Raw genomic sequence first — 23,727 nt, forward strand, 5'->3', positions numbered from 1 at the left:
TTTATAACAGCAACTAGCTGAGTGCGAACATAATCTCGCCGGACGCTACCGTCTTGCCGTCCACCTTGGCAGTGGCTTGTCCTTTGCCGATGCTGCCTTTAAGCCGGGTAATCTCTACCTCAAGTACAAGGGTATCGCCAGGGACAACCTGTCCACGGAAGCGGAAGCCGTCAAGCCCGGCCAGAAAACCGATTTTGCCCCGGTTAGCTTCTACTCCAAGGATAGCCACAGCACCTACCTGAGCCAAGGCTTCCGTAATCAGCACACCCGGCATCACCGGGAAGCCAGGGAAGTGCCCGGCAAAAAATGGCTCATTTACCGTTACATTTTTGATGCCGACTGCCCGTTTGCCCATTTCTATTTCTGTAATTTTGTCCACCAGCAGAAATGGGGGCCGGTGGGGGATTATTTCTTGAATTTGATTGGTATCCATCATAATTATTAAAGCTCCCTTCGGTTGTAACCGCGTCTATGAACCTCCGCCTACAGCAGCACTTTTGTTTTATTCTCCGCTGCCCTGCATAAATATGGACAGCTTCGGCAAAAACTATAATTATCCTTCACCACCTGCAGCAGTGGAGGTTAAGATAAGGGGCTTTCTCCACCGCACGCGGCAGCATGGCGGAGAGAGCCCTTTTTGGCGCTCTTAGGGCACGCCATCATTATACATTTTTCAGTATAAAAAAGAAAACTCCCCTGCACAACAAGGGAGCCTCCGATATCGGTATTCCATAGCGTTTCAAGGTGCGAACACCAGATCATATACATGCTTCCAGGTACTCCACAGGAGCACATCACTTAGTTCCTTTTTGCCGAGGATCACATACCCTACGACCAGCCCGCCTCCAAGTGCGGCAACCAGCAGCAATGGAATTAGGAACCACTGGATAATGGTCCAGGCCCTAATCCTGCGCCGCTTGACCGGCTGCTGCTGCTCTTCTTCTGCTTTCTGTGCAGTCTTAACCTTCTCACGACTCATTCCTTCACCTCACGCGCGCATGTTATTAGCCAGGCCCAGCATCTGGTCACTGGAGGACAGCGCCCGGGCAGCAAGCTGATACGTACGCTGAATCTGCATCATCTCCGTCATTTCCCGGCTCAGATCCACGTTAGAGGATTCCAGATAGCCTGAGCGAACGCCTACATCCTTCGCTTCGCCCGCTGCTCTTGGCATGAAAGCCTGCTGCGCGGTCACGCCCTCAGCCAATACATAAAAGTTACCATCCACTGCCTGCAAAGCACTCTTGCTGAGCGGCTCTACAATCATGAGAGACCCGGCCAAGACAGGCGGCTGTTTCTCATCCGTCTTGGTCCACACCTGCCCGCGCTCATCAATAGCAGCACTTACATTAGCCCCTACGGTAAGCGGGGTGCCGTTAGCCCCCAATACAGGATTCCCGGTATTGTCCACAAGAATCATCTTGTCCTTATTAGCGGTATCCGGGGTGAAGTGGAAATTCCCCTGGCGGGTATATGCCGTTTCACCATTCACCTGAACGCCGAACAATCCGTTGCCTTGAAGCGCCAAGTCCGTAGGCTTCCCTGTCTCCTGGAGCGTGCCTTCCTCCCAATTACTTGACACGGTAGGCACACGCACGCCGAAGCCGATATTGAAGCCCAGCGGCATGCTGCGGCCAGTCTGGTCATAATCCTTGGATTGCTGCTGCACACGGGTAAGCACATCCTCGAATGAGCCTTCTTTGCTCTTATAACCATTGGTATTCATATTGGCAATGTTATCCGCTATAATATCCAGCCGCTGCTGCAGACTGGCCATAGAGACAGATGCACCGATTGTCGAGTTGTTCACGGGTCTAACCTCCCACAAGCTTGATAAGAAACTGGCTTACACTGTCAGAACAATGGTCCGTGCAGCTCCGCTATACTCTGCCGACTTCATTCACGGCCTTCTGCAGGCTGCTGTCATAGAACTGGATCACTTTCTGATTCGCTTCATAAGCCCGGTAAGCGGCGTTCATATCCACAGTGACCTGAGTGGCATCCACATTAGAGTTCTCAAGGTAGCCCTGACGGACCTGCAGATTATCAGTTCCATTCGAAAAACGGATATCTGCAGCCTCGGCATCATCAGCGTGGAAGACACCATTACCATCACGCACCAGCTCCTGCGGTCTTGTGATGACACTGATTCCGATCCGGGTGCCTGAAGGCTGCCCCGTAGCATTGTTAATCAGATTTCCCTGCCCGTCCACTTTAAGGTTATCCTGAGGCCCTGTCAATCGTAGCGGATTGCCGTTATTATCGAGCACTCTGAACCCGCCCGAGCTAAGCACTTCCCCTGTAGGTGCGACTGTAAAGCTTCCGTTACGTGTATATAAATTATTGCCTTCATTATCTTGAACCGTAAAGAACGCCTGCGGCCGGTAAGTAACCTCGCCATCCGGACTGATATATTTACCCGAGCCGTCAAAAGCAAGATTTACGCCCGGATTCTCCGGGTCTGGGACCTGCAGATCGGTAGACAGCGCAAAATCTACGCTTTTGCCGCTCTCAATGAGGTCGCCCTGCAGGTATTGGGAGACAGACTGCTCGGCAAAAACACCGGTATTGATCCGTCCGACAGGCTTGGCAGCGCCCCCGTTCATCGCGGTGACCAGCACCTCAGGAAAAGCGTGGCTGACACTGTCGACCTGCTTGTACCCCGTTGTATTCAAATTGACCAAGTTCTGCGTCGCCGTATCATGTCTGCGCTGCTGCGTTACCATTCCTGCTGCGGCTGTATATAATCCTCTGAGCATGAGGTCAGTCCCTTCCTTGAATCTGCTGTTCTCCTTATTATCGGCAGGCTAGAACTTTTTCTTAACCACCTTGTCCAAATGATCCAGCATGATTCCCGTACCCTTGACTACGCAGTGCATCGGGTCCTCAGCCACCCAGACCGGAACATGCAGCTGTTCGGAGAGCAGCTCGTCCAGTCCGTTAAGCAGGGCACCTCCGCCGGTCAATACAACTCCACGGTCAATGATATCTGCCGACAGCTCAGGAGGCGTACGCTCCAGCACTGACTTGGCCGCAGCCACAATCGAAGAGACCGGGTCCCACAGCGCTTCCTTCACCTCGCCGGATGAAATAGTAAGGGTCTGGGGAAGTCCGCTCACCATATCACGCCCGCGGATATCCATCTCTGCCTTCATCCCGCCCGGACGTACCGAGCCGATAGTCACTTTGATATCCTCCGCTGTGCGTTCACCGATCAGGAGCTTATATTTCTGTTTAATATATCTTAAAATGGCATCGTCGAACTTGTCCCCCGCGATTTTGATGGAAGAGGCGGTAACGACGTCGCCCATGGACAATACGGCTACATCCGTCGTTCCGCCGCCAATATCGACGACCATATTTCCGCTAGGCTGATAAATGTCCATACCTGCGCCAATGGCTGCAGCTTTGGGCTCTTCCTCCATGAAAACCTCTTTGGCCCCGCTGCGCTCTGCCGCCTCACGGATGGACTTCGTTTCCACAGAAGTAATATTGGTGGGAGCACAAATCAAAATACGGGGCCGCGAATACCAGGTCCGGCCGCCAACGCTGTCAATAAAGTATTTGAGCATCATTTCCGTAATGGCAAAGTCGGCGATTACACCGTCACGGAGCGGACGAATCGTCGTTATATTTCCAGGTGTCCGCCCGACCATCCGGCGTGCCTGTTCACCAACCGCAAGGACCCGCTTCGTATCACTTTCAAGTGTGACCACGGAAGGTTCATCCAGAACGACTCCCCTTCCCTTGACATGAATGAGCACGTTGGCTGTGCCGAGATCGATTCCGATATCCTTGCTAAGCATAATGAAAGAGCCCCCAAAGTGTTATTTTAAATGAGAAAAGAAGATTGTACCAAATTTAAAAATACCATACTTTAGGGGGTGAGTACAATGGACTAAACCTGAATTATGGCGCGAAAATCCGAAAATCTTATGGCTTTGAGGCTACGGCAACCTCACGCTTCTTACCTGTGGTTTTCTTATATTTAATTTTTGTGGCTTCTCCCCCCCGAAGATGACGGATGGACTTGTGATATTCGAGAATGTGCTTCACCTGATCAGCCAGATCCGGATTGATTTCCGGCAGCCGTTCGGTTAGATCTTTATGCACCGTGCTTTTTGAAACGCCAAATTCCTTGGCTATGGTCCGGACCGTGTGCCTGGTTTCCACGATGCAGCGTCCGATTTTAATGGTACGTTCCTTGATGTAATCGTGCACGCTCCCGCCTCCCAACTGTGAATAGTTTGGTACATTATATGAGGGGCGGGCCTATATATTCGCGCTTTCAGGACATGACAAGCTCAGGAAGGCTCATTTTATTTGTCGGACAACCCAATTCACTGCATTTCACTGCCCCATTTCCAGAATAGAACCTGCCGGACTGTCCATTTCAGGTCAAGAATACCAGTTAGCCCGTCCTTACAAATTCATAAAAAAACAGGAGGCTTCCGCCCCCTGCTGATCATTCGGCTTAGCGCTGCGGAAGCAGATCCGAAGGATTCACAATCTTGCCGTCCTCATGCACTTCAAAATGCACATGGTTGCCAAGACCCTTCTCCATCTCATTGCGCCCCGCTGCCCCCAGCATATCGCCCTGCTTCACTTCGTCGCCCTGCTTCACTTTGGTTTCACCCAGACTCTGATAGACCGTCTTCAGCTCGCCGGGAGAGGTAATCTCGATTACCTTGCCCAGTACAGCAACATCTTCCACTCTGGTAACTTCACCGCTGAGCGCCGCCTTCACATCAAACGTCTTGTTGTCCTCACGGGCAATATCAATTCCGGTATTGGTGACAAAGGTATTGTTGTACTGCACCATCGCCGCAATATGATTCTCTTCCGTGCCGTTCTCATCGTAGTACGGTTTGACCACTTCCACTTCACTCGGGCTGGCTACCGGCCAGACCAGACTTTCGGCGGATGCGACAACTTCCAGAGCTTCGGGATCACCGCTGGCAGCTCCTGTCTTGCTGCCGGCCTCACCTTGGGATACTACCGCGGCGTTGTCAGGATTCAGCGGCTTCTGGCCGGCATCCTGATAGACCCACACCAAGGTTAGTATAAGTGCCGCTGCCGCCGTGTAGACTGCCGGGAATACCCACCGTTTGGATAACAGTCTGCTCCATGAAGAAGGCTTGGCGCCTGAATCTCCCTGCTTGTTTTTGAGAGATTCATCATGGGTTGATTTGATTTTGTCTTGTTCATTCATATGGTTATCACCTCAGTAACCAGTGTTACCGGGCGCTTCGCTTTTATACGTATCTTGCAGATTATTTTTTCAGGAGAGTTGAGATTCCGGTAAAAGAGACCCCGCTGTAGTAGTGTTTGAGAATCTGTGTGGCCGTCTTTCCCTGCTTCGCCATTCCGTTCGCCCCCCACTGGCTCATGCCGACACCATGCCCGTTACCATACGTGGTGATCAGTACCTTCCCCGCTTGGCGCTTCCAAGTGAACTGGCTCGAGCGCAGCCCCAGCTTCTCTCTCACTTCCCGCCCGGTAAACACCTTTCCTCCGATAGAGATCTGTTTGATCCGGTGGCCGGCTGTAAGCGACAGTACCTCCGCTGGCAAGCTGGTGGAGGATTGAGAGGAGACCGGCATTGCCTTGCCCGAAGCTCCCAGACTGGCAGACACCGAAAGGTCCTTGGTCCCAAGGCCCAGCTTGCTGCGCAGCTCCGAATTACTGAAGGTGTAGGTTACCGCCAGGTTCGGGGTGATCCGCAGCTCCCACGGGCTGGCTACACTGCGCAGGTAGGGGACCGCAGCGTTCCAGTACTCCTCGGAGTTCTCGGTATACCCTCCGCTGGAGGCGAAGAAGGAAGCCGTGATCGGCTGCCCCTGATAGGTCATGATCGTCCCGCGCGTCTCCAGGGCCGCGCGGCGGATCTTCGCCAGTCCGGCGCGCTTGCTGCCGGACGCCCAGTCCCGTTCCAGCACGGCCTTCGATACGTAAGCCTGATGGCTTACCGTATCGCTCACATCTGCTTCGGGAACGGGTACCCCGCTATGGTCGCCGGCGGCCAGACGGCGGGCAATGAACGTGCGGGCCGCTACGGCCTGCGCCTTGAGCGCTTCGAGCTCAAATTCGGCCGGCATCTCGGCCGCCAGTACGCCGCTGACGTATTCCTCCAGCGGCAAGGTCTCGATTTGTCCGCTCCGCGACAAATAGACGGAGACCTCCGGCTGCGGCGCCTCTGCGGCAGCCGGTGCCGGCGGCGCCGGAGAGGCCGTGGCCTGCGGCACGGCCGGGGGCGCCGGCGGCTGTTGTCCCCGCGCTGCGGGACAACAGCCAGCGGCAGCAGCAGCGCCGCCAGCAGGGGCGCTGCCAGCCAGGCGGCGGGGGCCAGCCGCCGCAGCGGGTGTGCGCCGCGCCGCGCGCGCGCTACGCTGCGCGGACGCTTCAGGATGCGCCGCAGGTTGATTAACTCTTTCATCTCTATGGCTCCTTCCGTAAGCACCGGTGATTCTTATAGATATGAATTTGCGGCACCTGCTAGAACGGGATTTTGAGAGAAAGAGAGTTGCGGAATCCCCCAGGAATATATAAGTTATACGCTCAAAATAACCCCACAAAGTGGGGCTTTAGCTTCGATGATGACTCAGGTACTTTGCGGGGACCCCAAAACATATAAATTCTTATCTTTCTATAAAAAAAGGACCAGCCGCTTAGCGGCTGGTCCTAATATTTTTAAGAATAACTATTATACCCAAGACGGCTGAATCTGGAAACGGGGTCTGATCTCTTCGGCTTTGGAGGATTCGCTTCTTGCCGGTTCAGGCTTAAGTGCTTCTTCCTTCGCAGCAGGAACAGCCGACTCTTCCATGGAAATACGCCATATGTCCGCACCAAGTCCTGACAGCTTCTCAGCCAGGTGCACATACCCGCGGTCAATGTGATGCGTTCCGCTAACCTCTGTAGTGCCTTCCGCCACAAGTCCTGCCAAAATAAGCGCAGCCCCTGCACGCAGGTCCGTAGCACATACCTTAGCGCCGACCAGACTGGCATTGCCGGTCACGATCGCAGAGCGGCCCTCAATCTTAATCTCCGCGTTCATGTTGTGGAATTCATCCACATGCATGAACCGGTTCTCGAAGACGGTCTCTGTCACTACGCTCGTTCCTTCCGAGCGGAGCAGCAGCGCCATCATCTGTGACTGCATATCTGTCGGGAATCCCGGGTATGGTAAAGTCTTGAGATCGACAGCCTTCAGCGGCTTGTCGCTGATGACACGGACTCCGTTCTCATCCGGGATAATCGTAACGCCCATTTCCTCCATCTTGGCAATCACCGGACCCAGATGGTCGGCAATAGCTCCCTCAACATACACATCACCGCCTGTAATCGCCGCTGCCGCCATATAGGTTCCAGCTTCGATCCTGTCAGGAATGACATGATGTCTTACGCCGTGCATACGCTCGACACCTTCAATCCGGATTACTCCGGTACCGGCTCCGCGTACAATGCCGCCCATCCCGTTCAGGTAATTGGCAAGGTCGACAATCTCCGGCTCTTTAGCCGCATTCTCAATCACTGTGGTGCCTTCGGCAAGCGCGGCAGCCATCATTATATTTTCGGTCGCACCTACGCTGGCAACATCCAGATAGATCTTCGCTCCGCGCAGTCTTCCGTTACTTTTCGCATCGATGTAGCCCTGGCCCAGACTGATCTCGGCTCCAAGCGCTTCAAAACCCTTTAAGTGCTGGTCAATTGGCCTAGTTCCAATGGCACAACCGCCAGGCAGAGAAATACGAGTATGCCCCATACGGGACAGGAGTGGGCCCATAACCAGGAAAGAAGCCCTCATTTTGCGTACCCATTCATATGGTGCTTCACAGGAAGTAATATTAGTAGCATCTACTTCAATCACATCGTTCTGGTATGTAATACCTGCACCCAGAGATTCCAATACCTTGTTAATCGTCATTACATCGTCTAACGGAGGTGCGTCCACAATGACGCTAACTCCTTCTTCTGCCAATAGAGAGGCGGCTATGATCGGTAGTACGGAATTTTTTGCGCCGCTAACTTTCACGCTCCCGGTCAATCTGTTGCCACCGCGGACGATAAATTTGCTCATTTCGGTTTCCCTCCGCGTCCATTATTTCTGAAATTAATTTTGAGGTTAAAATTCGTCTGTTAAGATATTGAATATTCCGTCATTGCGTCTTAGGTGCAGATTCCTTGCTTAACTTCAGTGTTAACATAATAAAACCTTATTATTCGACACTTTTTTCACTGCATCAGCCTATACAGATATAACCAAAGCTGCTTCTGTTAAAACATCCGTCCTATAAGTCCGCTCCAGCCCAGATAATCAAGCAGGAACCCGGCCACGAAGTGACCCAGAACAATCGCCAACAACAGGTGCAGCAGTCTGCCCTGAGGGCTCTTGGGATATCTTATGACCAAATCCAGCTTAAGGTTCTGAAGTGACCACCAGGATAATGCAACGCAGATCAAAGAGATAACCATCGATATCATATTGCTGGTGCCGATCGCACCCGACAACTCAGCGGATAAGCGTGTGTTCATATTAGCCCCCTGTGTTAGGTACTCGGAAATCGACTCTTATATCATACTTGTGCAGGGGAAAAGAATCCAGTACTTTTACGAAATTTTAAACAATTGGGTCTTTATATGCAGATCTGATGACGATATGTTCATAATCTGCTAGATTCGCGCACAGCAAAATTCCCCCACAAATTGGACTTTAGCTTCGAAGATGACTCAGGTACTTTGCGGGGGGGCCCCAAAACATATAAATTCTTTCAAAAAAAGCAGTCAAGCCCAGGGCTTGACCGCTTATCTGCTACTGTTGTCCTTTACCGGTCGAAACTTTGATCCGCGTTACAGCACGCTGCAATGCCAGCTCCGCACGGCGGTGATCGATCTCATCCTGCTTGCTTTGCAGCTTAAGGCGGCGCTCAGCCCGCTCCTTAGCCGCTTCAGCGCGCTCCACATCAATATCCCGGGGCAGCTCAGCACTTTCAGCCAGCACCGTTACCTTATCTTTGTGCACTTCAACGAAACCGCCATGCACAGCGATGGAGACTGTAACACCGTCCGCCTTAACGCTAAGCGGAGCAACCTGAAGCGGGGTGACGAGCGGAATATGCCCCGGGAGAATCCCCAGCTCACCATTCACGCCGCGTACCGTCAGACTGTTCACTTGCTTGGAGTAGACCAAATGCTCCGGAGTAACTATTTCGAGCAAAAAGGTATTCACTTCCATTCCTCCTCAAAGCTTTACAGAATAAAGCCCGATCCCCCAGCATAAGCATGCTTAGGGTTACAACGTTTTCGCTTTTTCCACTGCTTCTTCAATTGTGCCTACGAACAGGAACGCTACTTCCGGAAGATCATCATGCTTGCCTTCGAGGATCTCCTTGAAGCTGCGTACGGTTTCTTTGATCGGCACGTATTTGCCTTTGAAGCCAGTGAACTGCTCTGCTACGTGGAACGGCTGGGACAGGAAGCGCTCAACCTTACGGGCGCGGGATACAATCACCTTGTCCTCTTCACTCAGCTCATCCATACCCAGGATGGCAATGATATCCTGAAGCTCGGTATAACGCTGCAGCAGCTGCTTAACGCCTTGTGCCACGTTATAGTGCTCTTCGCCGACGATTTCCGGTGCCAGCATCCGCGAGCTGGAAGCAAGCGGGTCAACCGCAGGGAAGATCCCTTTTTCGGAAATTTTACGCTCCAGGTTGGTCGTTGCATCCAAGTGGGCAAACGCCGTAGCCGGTGCAGGGTCAGTATAGTCATCCGCAGGTACGTAGATCGCCTGAATGGAAGTAACGGAGCCTTTCTTCGTGGACGTAATCCGCTCCTGCAATTGGCCCATTTCTGTAGCCAGTGTAGGCTGGTAACCTACCGCAGAAGGCATCCGGCCGAGCAGGGCTGATACTTCGGAACCCGCCTGGGTGAACCGGAAGATGTTATCGATAAAGAGCAGCGTGTCGCGGCCTTCCACATCACGGAAATATTCCGCCATGGTCAGACCAGTCAGTGCTACGCGCAGACGCGCGCCCGGAGGCTCATTCATTTGTCCGAAGACCATCGCTGTTTTCTTGATAACGCCGGAATCTGTCATTTCGTGATAGAGGTCATTCCCTTCACGTGTCCGCTCGCCAACGCCTGCGAATACGGAAATCCCGCCGTGTTCCTGTGCAATGTTGTTGATCAATTCCTGGATAGTTACTGTTTTACCAACGCCAGCACCGCCGAACAGGCCGATTTTACCGCCCTTGGCATAAGGGGCCAGCAAGTCGATTACCTTGATTCCGGTCTCCAGCACCTCTGCCTGAGTAGACAACTCATCAAAGGTAGGAGCCAAACGGTGAATCGGGTTTCTTGCAGCTACCACTTCAGCACCGTTATCAATTGGATTACCAAGTACGTTAAATACGCGGCCAAGTGTTGCTTCACCAACAGGAACCGAGATCGGCGCTCCCTGGTCAATCGCATCAATACCGCGTACCAGTCCATCTGTAGACGACATGGCGATACAGCGCACCAAGTTATCTCCAAGATGATTGGAAACTTCAAGAGTCAGATCCATGTTGCGGCCATCGCTGAGGCTCGCAACAATTTTGATGGCGTTGAATATCTGGGGCAACTGGCCGCGTTCAAATTCAATATCGACAACCGGACCCATAATGCTCACAACGCGTCCTTTGTTCATCTTCATTTCCCTCCTCGAAAGCTGTTACATATGGACCTTAAGCCCACTCCTATTAAGACTGCGCGTTTGCACCAGCCACGATCTCGGTAATTTCTTGCGTAATAGCCGCCTGACGGGCACGGTTATACGTAAGTCTAAGTTCTCCGATCATTTTTGACGCGTTCTTCGTTGCACTGCCCATGGCTGTCATTTTGGCTCCCAGCTCACTGGCCTTGCCGTTCAGAAGAGCAGCATAGATTAAAGTTTCGGCGTATTTAGGTAGCAGAACCTCCAGTACGCCTTCAGGTGAAGGCTCGTACTCATAAGCTGCAGCTGCTCCGTGATGCCCGCCTTCCCCAACACCTTCCATAGGCAGAAGTCTGTCTACAGTCGGAATCTGGCTGATCGCATTGACAAACTGGTTGTAGCAAATGTAGATCTCATCATAGACACCTGTCTCGAACTGGTTAACCGCCGAATAAGCAATCGACTTGATGTCGGCAAATTTCGGGGTATCGGACAGCTCGGTGATTTCTTCTACAATGGGATATTCACGGCGCCGCAAAAAGTCACGGCCTTTGCGCCCGATCACAAACAGCGCATACTCATCCTTGGACTTATGGCGTTCTGCGATCAGCATCGTTACTTTACGCAGAATGTTCGCATTGTAGCCGCCGGCAAGACCTCTGTCCGAGGTGATGATCAAATAACCTGTTTTTTTGACAGGCCGGCTGACCAGCATCGGGTGCTGGAGATCCTGCGTACCGGCAGCAATACTCGAGACAACCTCCTTCAGCTTCTCTGAATACGGACGGGCTGCTTCTGCCTTCTCCTGCGCCTTGCGCAGCTTGGACGCAGCGACCATTTCCATCGCTTTGGTGATCTGTCTGGTGTTCTGAACGCTCTTAATTTGACGTTTAATATCGCGCATGCTTCTTGCCATGATTTCACCACCTCTGAGCTTTGGCGTAGCCAAAGCTAACTTCGTAAGCATAAGCTGAGCTTTGACGTACCAAAGCTAACTTCATAAGTATAAACGGTAATCTCTATATATTAGCTTGTAGCAAAGCCTCTTTTGAATTTGTCGATGGCTTCCTTAAGAGCAGCTTCGTTGTCTGCTGTCAGATCCTTGGTATCCGTGATGGATTTGAGGATGGCGGCTCCGCTGCTGTCGATAAAGGCCAGGAATTCCTTCTCGAAACGCTTAACGTCCTTGACAGGAATATCATCCAAATGTCCTTTGACAGCGGTGTACAGACTAACCACTTGATGCTCAACGCCAAGCGGCTGATTCACGCCCTGCTTCAGAATCTCCATCATACGCGCACCGCGGTTCAGACGGGCCTGTGTTGATTTGTCCAGATCAGAGCCGAACTGGGAGAAAGCCTGAAGCTCACGGTATTGAGCCAGATCCAGACGCAGGGAACCGGCGACCTTCTTCATGGCTTTGATCTGTGCGGAACCCCCTACACGGGAAACGGAGATACCAACGTTGATCGCCGGACGCTGCCCGGAGTTGAACAGATCAGATTCAAGGAAGATTTGGCCGTCTGTGATCGAAATTACGTTCGTTGGAATGTAAGCCGATACGTCAGAAGCCTGTGTTTCGATGAATGGCAGGGCGGTTAATGAACCTCCACCAAGCGCATCGCTAAGCTTGGCCGCACGTTCCAGCAGACGGGAGTGCAGGTAGAATACGTCACCAGGGAAAGCTTCCCGGCCCGGTGGACGGCGGAGCAGCAAGGACAATTCGCGGTAAGCCGAAGCTTGCTTGGAAAGGTCATCATAAATGACAAGCACATGCTCGCCCTTATACATGAAGTATTCGCCCATAGCACAGCCTGCGTACGGAGCAATATAGAGCAGCGGAGAAGGCTCGGAAGCCGACGCGGTTACAACGATAGTGTAATCCAGCGCGCCATGACGGCGGAGGGTTTCTACTACCTGTGCTACAGTAGATTGTTTTTGTCCGATAGCAACATAGATACACTTCATGCCGTTGCCCTTCTGGTTGATAATCGCATCAATTGCGATTGCTGTCTTACCTGTCTGACGGTCACCAATGATCAGCTCGCGTTGTCCACGGCCGATTGGAACCATGGCATCGATTGCCTTAAGACCCGTCTGCATTGGTTCGTGTACCGACTTACGGTCGATAACCCCCGGCGCGTTATGTTCAACCGGACGGAATTCCGTAGTAGCGATTGGACCCTTGCCGTCAAGCGGCTGACCCAGTGCATTGACTACGCGGCCCAGCATGGCTTCGCCGACCGGAACCTGCATGATCTGGCCGGTACGTTTGACCTGATCGCCTTCGCGGATCTCTTTGTATTCACCTAGAATAACAACACCGACGTTGCTTTCTTCCAGGTTAAGCGCCATGCCCACTACACCGTTGGAGAACTCCAGCAGTTCCCCTGCCATTGCGTTTTCCAGACCGTAGACACGGGCGATACCGTCGCCGACTTGAATGACGGTGCCAATTTCGGCCACTTCGATATCGGCTTTATATTGCTCAATTTGACTTTTGATCAAAGTGCTGATCTCTTCAGGTCTGATGCCCAATATCCTCACCCCTATCTTCTTTGCTTATCATTAAAGGATTTCTCAAGACGCGTAAGCTTACCAGCCAGACTTCCATCATATAGCGTATCGCCGATTAGGACCTTCAGTCCGCCCAGAAGGCTTCTATCCACTACATTGGTTACACGAATCTTACGGCCAGTAAGCTGGCTGAATTCAGCCGCAACACTATCCTGTTCAGCTTGATTCAGGGAATAAGCGGAATAGACAGTAGCGTAGCCAATGCCAAGAGCATCCCCTTCAATCTTGATATACTTGGCAAGCAACTCTTCGAAAATATCGGTTCTGCCCCGCTCTACCAATAATTGTACCGTGTTCATGACCGCTTCTGAGACTTTACCTTGAAGTGTCCCGCGCAGCACATTCAGTTTGTCGGATTGCGAGATGCGGGGCGCAAGGATAAACCGTTTCACCTCTGCATCGTTATAAAGCACTTCGACGACTAATTTGAGCTGTTCCTCCACTTGAAGTGTAATGCCTTCATCGACTGCTGCACTGTACAAGGCTTTGGCATAGCGCCCGGCAACTACCGTATCGCGGCTCATGATCGGCCTCCTACCTCTTTGAGGTATTGATCAACAAGCTGTTCCTGCTCGCCTTCAGCTGCAACTTCCTTCTCAAGCAGCTTCGAGGCAATGCGGACCGAGGCTGTACCCAGCTCGCTGCGCAGCGCTTCGACCGCTTTGTTCTTCTCGTTCGCAATGTCACGTACCGCTTCATCTTTCAGACGGCTTGCTTCCACATGAGCCTGCTCGAGAATCTTGTCAACCTGGTTGTTGCTGGTAGCCTGGGACTGCTGAATGATAGCCTGTGCCTCTTGGCGCGCCTGCTGCAGGGCCTGCTTCTGCTCTTCTACATAAGCGACCGCCTGCTCTCGGGTCTTGGCTGCTTCATCCATTTGCTGCAGCACCATTTCGCGGCGCTTCTCCATAATTCCGAACAGCTTGCTGAAGGCAAATTTGCTGAGCAGGAAGTACAGAACTCCAAATGCAACAATGGAAAATACTATATTGGTCCAAACGATATTCACTGAGGTCACTCCCTTCCGTTACCGCGGCTTGCGGACATATACAAAAGTAAGGCGCGGATGGCACTTGCCCTCCCCGCCAAACCGTAAAAACGGTTTATTAAGTAAACATGATCAGGAACGCGATAACTGTAGCGGCCAAAGGAATAACTTCCACGATACCTACACCGATAAACATTGTTGTCTGCAGTGCGTTACGTGCTTCCGGCTGACGGGCGATAGATTCCACCGTCTTGCTGACGATCATACCGTTACCCAGACCTGCGCCAAGTGCGCCCAAACCAACCGCGATTGCTGCTGCTAAAAATTCCATTTGTAAATATCCTCCTTTAATTTCGGTTCTTTGTGTAATGTCTTAATAATATAAAATCTCCCGCGAAGGTTTCCGGCACCTGCCGCTATCCTCACGGCAGCTTATTAATGCGCTTCTTCCTCGTGGATCGTCATCTGTGCGATGTAGACCATCGTCAGAATCGTAAAGATAAAGGCCTGAAGCGCCCCGACAAAGATACTGAAGCCTTGCCAGATGGCCAGGAACGGAATACTGAACAGTCCCAGCTTCAGAATGACAGTAATCAGAACTTCGCCGGCGAAAATGTTAGCGAATAGACGAATGGCAAGCGCCACTGGCTTCGCCAGGTTCTCAATGATGTTCAGCGGCAAGAAAATTGGAAACGGCTCAATATAATGTTTGAAATAATGCTTGCCGTTCAGCTTGATCCCTAAGTAGTTCATGAGTACAAACACAACGATCGCAAGTCCTGCGGTTACGTTGATGTCTGCGGTCGGCGATTTGTACCACAGAATCTCAGCATGCGCGCCATCAGCCAGGTTCTTGGTTGCTTCGATAACATGTCCGAAGACTGTAACTGGACCATCGGCCTCTGTAATAACGGAAAACGGCAGACCAAGGAGATTGGAGACGAAGATAAACAGTATCAGCGTCAATCCCAGTGATATGTAAGGCTTTCCTTTCTTCAGATCCATGGCGCTGCTGATCAGCCCCTGTACAAATTCGACCACCCATTCCATGAAATTCTGGAGCTTGGATGGATTCTCAACCGACAGGTTGCGGACGGACAGCATGACCAGTACGAATACAATCACCGAGCTGATTACCAGCATCAGCACAGCAGACAGGTCGATTGGTATTCCGCCAACATAGATTAAAGGCATTTCGTGCATAGTATCATCCCCCTTTCTCGTTAATATGGCTACAGCTTATTCTTGATTCCTAGATATATCCCCACGGGAATAGCCAGAAGCTGGGGGATGAACAGGCCGATAATCGTTGCCTCCAGCGAAAAATGCTCATATTTGACTGAAAACATGGTAACCAGAATTCCAAAACTGATTCTTGTAGCAAAACCAAGGCTGAAGGAGCTCTTCCCTTGCTTCGCCACCGCTGCTGTCACTCTTCTGACCTTGAGGGCTAGATAACGGAAATTAACCAGTCCTGCCAGCAAGCCGAGTGTCATTCCCAGAGTAACTGCACGGGTCTCATGATGCAGAGCCCACCCCATTACCAATCCTGCCATAATGATTACTGTCACCCTGGTGACGATATTGATTACGGGAGTCATATTATCCATTTTGCTCCCCCAAAAATTTTTTGATTAGCAAAGCAACATTCACAACGCCGAGAATCAACCCGGCAATCGTTCCGATAGCCAGCCAAACGGCAGGTCCGTCCATCAGATTGCGCAGCCACTTTGCCACAAAAAAGCCTATTACAATGTAAGCGGCGAGCAAGCTGCCCGCACCCCCGAGTACTAGAGCAGTTCGCCCCAGTCCAGGCTCATCCTTTGGTTCCTTCATAGGCTACAATCCCAACTAATTTTACTGAATATCCAGACTCTTTGTCAATTCACAGAAAATTGCCCAAAATCGCATGAAAATATGAAAATAATCACAGCAAAAAACACCAAAACCATATAAACCGTACAGTTTAACTGTATGCTGCTTTTATTAACGTTAGTATATTAGTTGTCTAGCCCTGTTTTATCATTTGTGAACATTGTGTGAAATTCTTCCGGGCGCTCTGGAACAGCTCCGAAATGGTGCAAAATCGCATTGACAATCCTCTCGGAGGCTTTGCCGTCTCCATACGGGTTGGCGGCCCGGCTCATCGACTGATACAGGTTCTGATCGGTCAAAAGAGCATGTGTCCGTTGATACACCTTCTCCTCGTCCGTCCCCACAAGCTCCAATGTTCCAGCCTCGATCCCTTCCGGGCGCTCGGTTGTATCACGCAGCACAAGCACAGGAACTCCAAAGGAGGGAGCTTCCTCCTGCAGGCCGCCGGAATCGGTCAATATCAGGTGGGTATGCGGATAAAAGTTATGCAGATCAACGACATCCAGCGGATCAATCAGCTTGATTCTAGGGTGTCCGCCGAGGATCTCATGCGCCGGTTCCTTCACTGCCGGACTCGGGTGCACGGGATACACAATGGCTACATCTTCAAATTCATCAGCGATTCTTTTGACTGCACGGAAAATATGACGGTGCGGTTCGCCTTGGGATTCTCTGCGGTGCGCCGTCATCAAAATAAGTCTTTTTCCTGAAGCAAAATCAAGGACCGGATGCCGGTAGTCCGGCTGTACGGTATATTGAAACACATCAGTTACGGTATTGCCTGTGATATAAATACTTGATTCTTTTTTGTTCTCGTGTCTCAGGTTGCCCGCTGACCAGTGAGTCGGAGCAAAATGCAGATCAGCAAGCACGCCTGTCAGCTGACGGTTCATTTCTTCCGGATAAGGCGAAAGCTTATTCCATGTCCGAAGACCTGCTTCCACATGCCCAACCTGAATCTGCTGCAGGAAAGACGCATAGCTGGCCAGGAAGGTGGTCAGGGTATCGCCATGCACAAGCACGAGGTCCGGCTTCACTTCGCGGAGCACGGGCTCCAGGCCTTCGAGCACCCGAATCGTGATCTCGTTAAGCGTCTGGCGGTCCTTCATTACGTCCAGATCATAATCCGGGGTAATCTTGAATACCTCGAGTACCTGATCCAGCAGCTCTCTGTGCTGTGCAGTTACACAGACAATGGACTCAATCTGCTCAGGATGTCTGTTCAGCTCCAGAACCAGAGGCGCCATCTTGATCGCTTCGGGGCGCACTCCGAAAATCGTCATTACTTTAATTTTGGACATAAGCCCTTCCCTCTCTTCTGAAAACCGTGGTCTATTGGGTTGATACTATTATTATCTGCGCTTCTTACTTGGTACCGTACAGTCTGTCCCCGGCATCTCCGAGGCCTGGAACGATATAGCCATGATCATTCAAATGATCGTCAAGTGCTGCAACATAGATATCCACATCCGGATGAGCAGCTTGTACAGCCGCAACGCCTTCCGGGGCAGCAATCAGGTTCATCATCTTGATCTGGGTGCAGCCGCGGTTCTTGAGCGAGGTAATCGCTGCAATGGCAGAGCCGCCTGTAGCCAGCATAGGATCAATTACGATTAACTCACGTTCTTGGACATCCGTAGGAAGCTTGATGTAGTATTCTACCGGCTGCAGGGTGTCCGGATCACGGAACAGGCCCACATGGCCTACCTTGGCTGCAGGAAGCAGCTTAAGCACACCTTCGAGCATCCCCAGACCGGCGCGCAGAATCGGGATCAATCCCAGCATTCTCCCCGAAATTACCTTGCTTTGTGTTTCAGCCACCGGCGTCTGCACCGTAATGGTCTCCAGCGGAATGTCACGTGTAATCTCATAAGCCATAAGTGTTGCTACTTCGTCGACATGCTCCCTGAATTCTTTTGTGTTGGTCCGCACATCGCGAATGAATGTCAATTTGTGCTGAATCAATGGATGATCGCAAATCACCAATTTTCCCATATTGTCCCTCCGGTAATTGTAAGTCTTATTTATAGCCAAAGTAAGCGTTCTGCTTCTCAGGTGGCTAAATCCTATCTATTATATCATCACCCTGACTGCTTTTCACCTACAGATAGACAAATCTGCAGGTCCCCCCGCTTACTGGGGATTACCAGCCCATGGAAGCTTAAGGCAATATAGCCACCTCTCTGGATATAAAACAAAGCTTAGTTTGTACGATTAAGCGCTTTTAATACTATTCACATTTCTTTCACTAGTTTTTATGAAAATTCCATGAACTTTCATAACGTTTTCAACATAATTCATGGCGTTTTCTCAGCAGCTATTTGTGAACATTATGTAACAGCAAACAAGTGGAAACACTTTGCTGTCCTTTTAAAGGACGGTACCGTTTCAGCGAGAAATAGAAGGATAATTTATAGTGTGAAATATATACAATATATTCAAAAAAGCCCTTGCGTAAATCCGGCGGAACCGGACACGCAAAGGCGATGTTAAAGGGATGGGGATTAGTACTGCAATCCAGGGTAAATCGGATATTGTTCAGTCAGCTTCGCTACCCCGCTTGCTGCCTGGGTCAAGTTAGCTTCATCCTGCGGATTCTTCAGGACCTGTGCAATAATCTGACCGATCGTTACCATAGCCTGCTCATCCATTCCGCGCGACGTAACAGCCGGTGTGCCGATGCGGATACCGCTGGTGACAAACGGGCTGGTCGGGTCAAACGGAATCGCGTTCTTGTTGACTGTAATTCCGATGGAATCCAGCACCTTCTCGGCGTCCTTGCCGGTAATGTTCAGGTTGCGGGTATCGAGCAGGATCAGATGGTTATCGGTTCCGCCGGATACAATATTAATGCCTTCGCCGACCAGGGTCTCCGCCAGCACCTTAGCGTTCTTAACTACGTTCTCGGCGTAAGTCTTGAATGAAGGCTGCAGCGCCTCACCGAACGAGACAGCCTTGGACGCAATCACATGCATCAGAGGTCCGCCCTGAGAACCAGGGAAGACTGCTTTATCAATCGCAGCAGCCCATGGCTGTCTGCACAGAATCATCCCGCCGCGCGGACCGCGCAAGGTTTTGTGCGTAGTTGTAGTGACGAAGTGGGCATGAGGAACCGGGCTCGGGTGAAGACCGGCAGCCACCAGACCGGCAATATGGGCCATATCGACCATGAACAGGGCACCTACATCATTCGCAATCGAACCAAGTGCGGCAAAATCAATCGTACGCGGATATGCGCTCGCACCGGCAACGATCATTTTGGGACGGTGCTTGAAGGCGGCTTTGCGCACTTCATCATAATCGATCAGGAAGGAATCCTCCTGTACGCCATAAGCCACGAAGTTATACAGAATTCCGGAAGCATTCACCGGGCTGCCGTGAGTTAAATGGCCGCCATGCGCCAGATTCATACCGAGAACGGTATCGCCCGGCTTAAGCGCAGCCAGGTATACAGCCATATTGGCCTGTGCGCCGGAATGCGGCTGCACGTTGGCATGCTCGGCACCGAACAGCTCCTTGGCACGGTCGCGGGCCAGGTTCTCTACGATATCGACATCTTCACAGCCGCCATAGTAACGCTTGCCGGGATAACCTTCGGCGTATTTGTTCGTAAGCACGGAGCCCATGGCCTCCATGACGGCTTCACTTACAATATTCTCTGAGGCAATAAGTTCAATGTTCGCACGCTGGCGGCTCAGTTCGAGGCCCATCGCTTCCAGTACTGCCGGGTCACTTTTACGCAATTGTTCCATGTTTCTAATTTCCTCCCTGTAACTCTGATTTTATGTGGTGTTAGTTAAACCCTCTCACTTCAGTCACAATTCGCGGAACCGCTAGTCTCAGGCGTGCGGTACACAGCCCGTTCCCCGCCGATCAGCGGCGGTCTGCTCCACGCGGCATTTACCCGGGCAGCCCCGATAACCCGCAGGCTTGGCCGGTAAGGTACGGCAATCCTACGCAGATGCATGCCAATCAGGGTCTCCCCGATATCTATACCGGCATGAGCTTCAATGGTCTCTGCCAGTACCGGGTCTGTCATGGACTGGTAGGCCGCAGCAGCCATGGAGCCTCCGGCTCCCGGAATGGGTACAGCCGACACCTCTCTAAGGCCAAGGGCTTCCAGCAGGGCGCGTTCCATCACCAGCGAACGGTTCAAATGCTCGCAGCACTGGTAGACCGGGTGAAAACCAAATTCATCCGCAATCTGCGTAATCCCCTCCAGCAGCTGACGTGCAACCTCCAGCGCTCCGCCTGTCCCAATCCGCTTCCCTGCCACTTCGCTTGTGCTGGCTCCGACGACCAGGATCTTCCCCGGACCGAGCTTGCCCGCTACTGCAAGTTCACGCGTTACCGCAGCAGTGGCTGCGGCCAAAGAAAGTTCCCCGCCGCCCGTTAGCTGCTGCTCTGCAGCCGCCTTACCGGATAAGCGGTCATCCCCTGAATTCTGCTTCAGGACTTCCTCCATCTTACCGCCCCCTTCAACCGTTTCTGATTTCCATGGAGATGCAACTTTTAAACAAAAAAGAGCAGTCCGCAGGTTGAACTGCGGATGTGCTCTTTTGCCCAGGCGACCGGCCGTTTATTCCAGGTGCTCCATCGTGGTTTCATCCACACTTGTCGCCAGTTACACCGGAACCGGATCATATTTATTACATCTTAAGGGATAGTCAGCAAAAAATCAACCACTTCAAAGCCGTCTTAGCGATTCAAGCTTATCGAGCAGACCGTACAACGCCGTACGGATCTCAGCCGCCGCCAGCTCGTAATCTTCACGCGAGCCGCCGAACGGATCACTGATATCGAAGCTGGGGATACGCTGGCGGATCTCAATCATCCGCTGCATAGCCGCAGCATCCGGCTCGGTGCCCAGGGCCAGATTCAGCTCTGCCTCCGCATACAGGCTGTCCAGCTCCCGGATATCGGCATTCACGGATTCCTGCATCTGGACATACTCCTTAAGGGTATGGGTCTTGGTAACGGCGTCAGGAAAATACTGCAGCAAGTACCGTTTATGTGCTCCTGTCAGGGTAAGGATCAGATCAGCCCAGGCCACCGCCTCCCCGTCCAGCTGTGAGGATACGATGCGGTCCTGAATCCCTTCATCCTGCAGAATGCCGCCAGCATGTCTGGATATGGAAGTACCCGGGACAGCAGAAACTCCGGCAGACCGCACCTCCACATGAATGCCCCGCTCCTTCGCAAGCTTCCGCAGAAGCCCTTCGGCCATGGGACTACGGCAGGTATTACCTGTGCAGACAAATAAAATATGCAGCAACCTTTCCACCTCCGGTAAACATTATAATTTCGGTATAAAGCTAAAAAATCGTGGGTATTGCCGTTATTGTATCAGAAGATGAACATCAAACCAAACGCCAGCAGGATGGCTCCGCCCAGCGCTTCCCCGTATTCTCCGAGTCCGCGGCTTACCCGACGGCCCAGCAGCAGCCCCGTAATCGACATGACACCGCCGCAGGCACCGAAGGCCAGCACGGTTAGTATAATACTATTCACAAACATCCCGAGTGAAACCCCGACCGAGAAAGAATCCACACTTACACTGAGCGAGATCAGCAGCATCCCCCAGATCGTCCGGTGATCCATCTGCCGGCTGCTGCCGCCGTCGTCCTGGCGGAAGGAATTGAACACCATATGTCCGCCCAGCAGAACCAGCAGGGCTCCGGCGGCATACGTGGTAACCTGTCCCAGCAAATGGCCGACATAGCTGCCCGTGAACAGGCCCAGCAGCGGCATCAGTACATGAAAAAAAGCAATCAGCAGGCTAAGCTGCAGCACATGCAGCAGACGGATGCCCCTCATCCCGATGCCTACGCCCAGCGAGAACGCATCCATCCCCAGCGCAACTGCCATAATAGCTATTGTTACTAACTGGCCCCAGCCCCCATATATTCCGTCCCAGCCCATGAATAACCCTCCACCCTGAGTCCGTAAGTTCTTGTACAACAACGATATGCGGACAAGATGGTATTCATGACTGTGAGGTGGATGGCAGGTGGGGCTGGAGGGAGCCAGAGCCTGCGTGAAATCAGGTGTATCAGCTTATCTGAAAATTCATTTTTCGGGTTTATCGAAATATTCCTTTGACTTTTTGAGGATGTCCAGCTCCTCCTCCATCTCGGCCAACTGCCCCTCCATCTCCGCCAACTGCTGACCGTGTTCCTTCAGTTGACGTTCAAGCTCTCTGACTTTGTCCTGATCGGCTTCCTGATCCTTTCCACTCATAGAAGCACCTCCTTCCAGCGGCTTAACAGGCGGACACGGTTCATGCTAACAGAGCAGCCTGCTAACCGGCGTCGATTACCGTATCACCGGCGGCTTTCATCAGCCGGTTCATGATGGCTGCGCCGAGGCCCGTGACCGGGCAGGCCTCGGCCAGAATGTACGTGGCCCCCGCTTCATCAAAACGCCGCAAGGCGGCATACAGGAAGCGGGCCGCCTCCTCCGGCGAGGACAGCGAGCCGAGAGACACCGTGCAGGCAGCCGGGTCGGCGGGATACAGGGCCCTATGCTCCTCGAAGAGGAGCAGGCCCGTGATCTCGCCCGCCCGCTGCGCCGCCTGCAGCAGCCCTGCGGCGGTATCCGCCACGCGCTGCGCGGAGGAGCCGCGTACGATGCCAAGCGCGCCGCGCGGGGCATAGTGCGTGTACTTCATGCCCGGAGCGCGCGGCGCCGGGCTGCTGCCGGCGGCCGGCTTCGCGGCGGCCGCTTCAGTGCCGGTCACCGCCGCGAGCTGCTCGGCGGTGATGCCCCCTGGACGGAGCACGGCTACCGTCCCGTCCGGCTGCACCTGCACCACGGTCGACTCCAGGCCGACCCCGGCCGCGCCGCCGTCCAGAACCCCGCCGATAAATCCGGCGAGGTCTTCCAGCACATGGGCGGCCAGCGTAGGACTTGGCCGCCCGGACCGGTTAGCGCTGGGCGCAGCAACCGGACAATCCGCCGCGCGCAGCAGCGCAAGCGCCACCGGATGATCCGGCATGCGCACGCCAACCGTATCCAGGCCTGCCGTCACCAGCGGCGAGAGGACGCCGGGACGCACCGGCAGTACCAGCGTCAGCGGGCCGGGCCAGAAGGCATCGATCAGCGCCGAGGCCACCGGATGCACCTCCGTCACCAGACGTTCAAGATCCTCCCGCCGGGCAATATGCACGATCAGCGGGTTGTCCGAGGGACGACCTTTGGCTGCGAATACCGCTTCAACCGCTGCTGTATTCCGCGCGTCTGCACCCAGTCCGTACACCGTCTCCGTCGGAAAGGCCACCGTCTCCCCGTTCCGCAGCAGCGTTGCCGCTTCTGAGATCATGCCCAGGTCACTCCCGCCCGGCTGCCAACTGGCAGAACTCCCCAATCCGCCATCTGTTCCCTCCTTACCGGAAGCAAGGCTCCAGTACAGAGTAGACTCTATATGACCGCTGCGGCGCTGGGCCGCGAACGGTGAATGCTTATCTTCTGTCATCTATCATCACTAGCTTTCTAATTGAATTATTACGCCAAAAACGGCCCCCTCAGGCGGAGCCGCTTCTGCTCAAGTGCTGCAATCATCGTACCATATCCGGCGCAAAAACTGTAGAAT

Annotated in this window: 29 protein-coding genes and 1 riboswitch; of the genes, 1 reads left to right on the forward strand and 28 read right to left on the reverse strand. The window is 52.8% G+C overall.

Going from position 1 to position 23,727, the window contains the following annotated elements; genetic code table 11:
* Window positions 1-13 precede the first annotated feature (13 nt).
* The 8 genes from fabZ to spoIID all read right to left on the reverse strand — a co-directional run bounded on the left by fabZ (window position 14) and on the right by spoIID (window position 6,245).
* A complete protein-coding gene (gene fabZ, locus MKZ07_RS20650) occupies window positions 14-436 on the reverse strand; it encodes a 3-hydroxyacyl-ACP dehydratase FabZ (RefSeq protein ID WP_036699258.1) in 423 nt (140 codons plus the stop codon).
* Window positions 437-739: 303 nt separating this feature from the next.
* Window positions 740-979, reverse strand: coding sequence for a DNA-directed RNA polymerase subunit beta (locus MKZ07_RS20655; protein ID WP_036699259.1), 240 nt, complete (start codon window positions 977-979; stop codon window positions 740-742).
* A 9-nt stretch (window positions 980-988) separates the two neighbouring features.
* A complete protein-coding gene (locus MKZ07_RS20660; protein ID WP_036699261.1) occupies window positions 989-1,810 on the reverse strand; it encodes a flagellar hook-basal body protein in 822 nt (273 codons plus the stop codon).
* 70 nt (window positions 1,811-1,880) lie between these two features.
* A complete protein-coding gene (locus tag MKZ07_RS20665) occupies window positions 1,881-2,759 on the reverse strand; it encodes a flagellar hook-basal body protein (RefSeq protein WP_076159463.1) in 879 nt (292 codons plus the stop codon).
* Between the two features lie 48 nt (window positions 2,760-2,807).
* Window positions 2,808-3,806 (reverse strand): rod shape-determining protein MreB, encoded by a 999-nt coding sequence (mreB, locus tag MKZ07_RS20670; RefSeq protein WP_036699265.1) that lies wholly within the window; start codon window positions 3,804-3,806, stop codon window positions 2,808-2,810.
* Window positions 3,807-3,933: 127 nt separating this feature from the next.
* Window positions 3,934-4,221 (reverse strand): sporulation transcriptional regulator SpoIIID, encoded by a 288-nt coding sequence (spoIIID, locus tag MKZ07_RS20675; protein ID WP_019915029.1) that lies wholly within the window; start codon window positions 4,219-4,221, stop codon window positions 3,934-3,936.
* Window positions 4,222-4,474: 253 nt separating this feature from the next.
* Window positions 4,475-5,212, reverse strand: coding sequence for a M23 family metallopeptidase (locus tag MKZ07_RS20680; RefSeq protein ID WP_036699267.1), 738 nt, complete (start codon window positions 5,210-5,212; stop codon window positions 4,475-4,477).
* 61 nt (window positions 5,213-5,273) lie between these two features.
* Window positions 5,274-6,245, reverse strand: a complete 972-nt coding sequence (spoIID, locus tag MKZ07_RS20685; RefSeq protein WP_341027361.1) for a stage II sporulation protein D — start codon at window positions 6,243-6,245, stop codon at window positions 5,274-5,276.
* Between the two features lie 21 nt (window positions 6,246-6,266).
* On the opposite strand from spoIID, the gene MKZ07_RS20690 reads away from it, so the two are divergent.
* Window positions 6,267-6,512: a hypothetical protein gene (locus MKZ07_RS20690; protein WP_341027363.1), complete on the forward strand. Its 246-nt coding sequence runs from the start codon at window positions 6,267-6,269 to the stop codon at window positions 6,510-6,512.
* A 191-nt stretch (window positions 6,513-6,703) separates the two neighbouring features.
* Here MKZ07_RS20690 and murA read toward each other — a convergent pair whose 3' ends face one another.
* The 20 genes from murA to MKZ07_RS20790 all read right to left on the reverse strand — a co-directional run bounded on the left by murA (window position 6,704) and on the right by MKZ07_RS20790 (window position 23,610).
* On the reverse strand, window positions 6,704-8,080 hold the full coding sequence (gene murA / locus MKZ07_RS20695) for a UDP-N-acetylglucosamine 1-carboxyvinyltransferase (protein WP_036699206.1): 1,377 nt from the start codon (window positions 8,078-8,080) through the stop codon (window positions 6,704-6,706).
* A 197-nt stretch (window positions 8,081-8,277) separates the two neighbouring features.
* The gene (locus MKZ07_RS20700) at window positions 8,278-8,535 is read right to left on the reverse strand and encodes a DUF1146 family protein (protein WP_036699207.1); all 258 of its coding nucleotides are present in this window, start codon (window positions 8,533-8,535) and stop codon (window positions 8,278-8,280) included.
* Window positions 8,536-8,812: 277 nt separating this feature from the next.
* Window positions 8,813-9,229: a F0F1 ATP synthase subunit epsilon gene (locus tag MKZ07_RS20705; protein WP_036699230.1), complete on the reverse strand. Its 417-nt coding sequence runs from the start codon at window positions 9,227-9,229 to the stop codon at window positions 8,813-8,815.
* A gap of 63 nt (window positions 9,230-9,292) precedes the next feature.
* A complete protein-coding gene (gene atpD, locus MKZ07_RS20710; protein ID WP_036699208.1) occupies window positions 9,293-10,690 on the reverse strand; it encodes a F0F1 ATP synthase subunit beta in 1,398 nt (465 codons plus the stop codon).
* Between the two features lie 52 nt (window positions 10,691-10,742).
* Window positions 10,743-11,612, reverse strand: a complete 870-nt coding sequence (gene atpG, locus MKZ07_RS20715; protein ID WP_036699210.1) for an ATP synthase F1 subunit gamma — start codon at window positions 11,610-11,612, stop codon at window positions 10,743-10,745.
* A 110-nt stretch (window positions 11,613-11,722) separates the two neighbouring features.
* Window positions 11,723-13,234: a F0F1 ATP synthase subunit alpha gene (gene atpA, locus MKZ07_RS20720; protein ID WP_036699211.1), complete on the reverse strand. Its 1,512-nt coding sequence runs from the start codon at window positions 13,232-13,234 to the stop codon at window positions 11,723-11,725.
* Window positions 13,235-13,245: 11 nt separating this feature from the next.
* Window positions 13,246-13,797, reverse strand: coding sequence for a F0F1 ATP synthase subunit delta (locus MKZ07_RS20725; protein ID WP_036699212.1), 552 nt, complete (start codon window positions 13,795-13,797; stop codon window positions 13,246-13,248).
* Window positions 13,794-14,282: a F0F1 ATP synthase subunit B gene (gene atpF / locus MKZ07_RS20730; protein ID WP_341027366.1), complete on the reverse strand. Its 489-nt coding sequence runs from the start codon at window positions 14,280-14,282 to the stop codon at window positions 13,794-13,796. Before atpF ends, MKZ07_RS20725 begins: the two co-directional genes overlap by 4 nt.
* Window positions 14,283-14,379: 97 nt before the next feature.
* Window positions 14,380-14,592 (reverse strand): F0F1 ATP synthase subunit C, encoded by a 213-nt coding sequence (gene atpE, locus MKZ07_RS20735; protein ID WP_036699216.1) that lies wholly within the window; start codon window positions 14,590-14,592, stop codon window positions 14,380-14,382.
* A 104-nt stretch (window positions 14,593-14,696) separates the two neighbouring features.
* Window positions 14,697-15,464, reverse strand: coding sequence for a F0F1 ATP synthase subunit A (gene atpB / locus MKZ07_RS20740; protein ID WP_036699217.1), 768 nt, complete (start codon window positions 15,462-15,464; stop codon window positions 14,697-14,699).
* 29 nt (window positions 15,465-15,493) lie between these two features.
* The gene (locus MKZ07_RS20745) at window positions 15,494-15,871 is read right to left on the reverse strand and encodes an ATP synthase subunit I (protein WP_036699219.1); all 378 of its coding nucleotides are present in this window, start codon (window positions 15,869-15,871) and stop codon (window positions 15,494-15,496) included.
* A complete protein-coding gene (locus MKZ07_RS20750; RefSeq protein WP_051493920.1) occupies window positions 15,864-16,097 on the reverse strand; it encodes an ATPase F0F1 in 234 nt (77 codons plus the stop codon). The genes MKZ07_RS20745 and MKZ07_RS20750 overlap by 8 nt, the downstream gene beginning before the upstream one ends.
* 164 nt (window positions 16,098-16,261) lie before the next feature.
* Complete coding sequence (gene wecB / locus MKZ07_RS20755; protein ID WP_341027367.1) at window positions 16,262-17,437, reverse strand: non-hydrolyzing UDP-N-acetylglucosamine 2-epimerase; 1,176 nt, start codon at window positions 17,435-17,437, stop codon at window positions 16,262-16,264.
* Between the two features lie 64 nt (window positions 17,438-17,501).
* The gene (upp, locus tag MKZ07_RS20760) at window positions 17,502-18,131 is read right to left on the reverse strand and encodes a uracil phosphoribosyltransferase (protein ID WP_036699222.1); all 630 of its coding nucleotides are present in this window, start codon (window positions 18,129-18,131) and stop codon (window positions 17,502-17,504) included.
* Window positions 18,132-18,640: 509 nt separating this feature from the next.
* Window positions 18,641-19,888 (reverse strand): serine hydroxymethyltransferase, encoded by a 1,248-nt coding sequence (gene glyA, locus MKZ07_RS20765; protein ID WP_036699223.1) that lies wholly within the window; start codon window positions 19,886-19,888, stop codon window positions 18,641-18,643.
* A gap of 59 nt (window positions 19,889-19,947) precedes the next feature.
* Window positions 19,948-20,601 carry a TIGR01440 family protein gene (locus MKZ07_RS20770; RefSeq protein ID WP_083678043.1) on the reverse strand — a complete coding sequence of 218 codons (654 nt, stop codon included), beginning with the start codon at window positions 20,599-20,601 and terminating at the stop codon, window positions 19,948-19,950.
* 89 nt (window positions 20,602-20,690) lie between these two features.
* Window positions 20,691-20,774: riboswitch (ZMP/ZTP riboswitch) on the reverse strand.
* Window positions 20,775-20,823: 49 nt separating this feature from the next.
* Entirely contained in the window at window positions 20,824-21,411 is a 588-nt protein-coding gene (locus tag MKZ07_RS20775; RefSeq protein ID WP_341027369.1) for a low molecular weight protein arginine phosphatase, read from the reverse strand.
* Between the two features lie 71 nt (window positions 21,412-21,482).
* Entirely contained in the window at window positions 21,483-22,058 is a 576-nt protein-coding gene (locus MKZ07_RS20780; protein WP_341027370.1) for a manganese efflux pump MntP, read from the reverse strand.
* 147 nt (window positions 22,059-22,205) lie between these two features.
* Window positions 22,206-22,376: a V-type ATPase 116kDa subunit family protein gene (locus tag MKZ07_RS20785; RefSeq protein ID WP_143804353.1), complete on the reverse strand. Its 171-nt coding sequence runs from the start codon at window positions 22,374-22,376 to the stop codon at window positions 22,206-22,208.
* A 61-nt stretch (window positions 22,377-22,437) separates the two neighbouring features.
* Window positions 22,438-23,610, reverse strand: a complete 1,173-nt coding sequence (locus tag MKZ07_RS20790; RefSeq protein WP_445670293.1) for an L-threonylcarbamoyladenylate synthase — start codon at window positions 23,608-23,610, stop codon at window positions 22,438-22,440.
* Window positions 23,611-23,727 lie beyond the last annotated feature (117 nt).

This window comes from Paenibacillus sp. FSL P4-0338, from assembly GCF_038002365.1.
In the GTDB taxonomy this organism is placed as follows: Bacteria; Bacillota; Bacilli; order Paenibacillales; family Paenibacillaceae; genus Paenibacillus_AQ.

Bases quoted from the DNA above. Each gene is read 5' to 3' on its own strand.
- MKZ07_RS20665 (WP_076159463.1), bottom strand. From the start codon at position 2,759: ATGCTCAGAGGATTATATACAGCCGCAGCAGGAATGGTAACGCAGCAG.
- mreB (WP_036699265.1), bottom strand. From the start codon at position 3,806: ATGCTTAGCAAGGATATCGGAATCGATCTCGGCACAGCCAACGTGCTC.
- atpD (WP_036699208.1), bottom strand. From the start codon at position 10,690: ATGAACAAAGGACGCGTTGTGAGCATTATGGGTCCGGTTGTCGATATT.
- MKZ07_RS20780 (WP_341027370.1), bottom strand. From the start codon at position 22,058: ATGGGCTGGGACGGAATATATGGGGGCTGGGGCCAGTTAGTAACAATA.
- fabZ (WP_036699258.1), bottom strand. From the start codon at position 436: ATGATGGATACCAATCAAATTCAAGAAATAATCCCCCACCGGCCCCCA.
- MKZ07_RS20700 (WP_036699207.1), bottom strand. From the start codon at position 8,535: ATGAACACACGCTTATCCGCTGAGTTGTCGGGTGCGATCGGCACCAGC.
- MKZ07_RS20745 (WP_036699219.1), bottom strand. From the start codon at position 15,871: ATGGATAATATGACTCCCGTAATCAATATCGTCACCAGGGTGACAGTA.
- wecB (WP_341027367.1), bottom strand. From the start codon at position 17,437: ATGTCCAAAATTAAAGTAATGACGATTTTCGGAGTGCGCCCCGAAGCG.
- murA (WP_036699206.1), bottom strand. From the start codon at position 8,080: ATGAGCAAATTTATCGTCCGCGGTGGCAACAGATTGACCGGGAGCGTG.
- MKZ07_RS20725 (WP_036699212.1), bottom strand. From the start codon at position 13,797: ATGAGCCGCGATACGGTAGTTGCCGGGCGCTATGCCAAAGCCTTGTAC.
- MKZ07_RS20680 (WP_036699267.1), bottom strand. From the start codon at position 5,212: ATGAATGAACAAGACAAAATCAAATCAACCCATGATGAATCTCTCAAA.
- MKZ07_RS20770 (WP_083678043.1), bottom strand. From the start codon at position 20,601: ATGGAGGAAGTCCTGAAGCAGAATTCAGGGGATGACCGCTTATCCGGT.
- MKZ07_RS20785 (WP_143804353.1), bottom strand. From the start codon at position 22,376: ATGAGTGGAAAGGATCAGGAAGCCGATCAGGACAAAGTCAGAGAGCTT.
- atpE (WP_036699216.1), bottom strand. From the start codon at position 14,592: ATGGAATTTTTAGCAGCAGCAATCGCGGTTGGTTTGGGCGCACTTGGC.
- atpG (WP_036699210.1), bottom strand. From the start codon at position 11,612: ATGGCAAGAAGCATGCGCGATATTAAACGTCAAATTAAGAGCGTTCAG.
- glyA (WP_036699223.1), bottom strand. From the start codon at position 19,888: ATGGAACAATTGCGTAAAAGTGACCCGGCAGTACTGGAAGCGATGGGC.
- MKZ07_RS20655 (WP_036699259.1), bottom strand. From the start codon at position 979: ATGAGTCGTGAGAAGGTTAAGACTGCACAGAAAGCAGAAGAAGAGCAG.
- MKZ07_RS20750 (WP_051493920.1), bottom strand. From the start codon at position 16,097: ATGAAGGAACCAAAGGATGAGCCTGGACTGGGGCGAACTGCTCTAGTA.
- atpB (WP_036699217.1), bottom strand. From the start codon at position 15,464: ATGCACGAAATGCCTTTAATCTATGTTGGCGGAATACCAATCGACCTG.
- MKZ07_RS20790 (WP_445670293.1), bottom strand. From the start codon at position 23,610: ATGACAGAAGATAAGCATTCACCGTTCGCGGCCCAGCGCCGCAGCGGT.
- upp (WP_036699222.1), bottom strand. From the start codon at position 18,131: ATGGGAAAATTGGTGATTTGCGATCATCCATTGATTCAGCACAAATTG.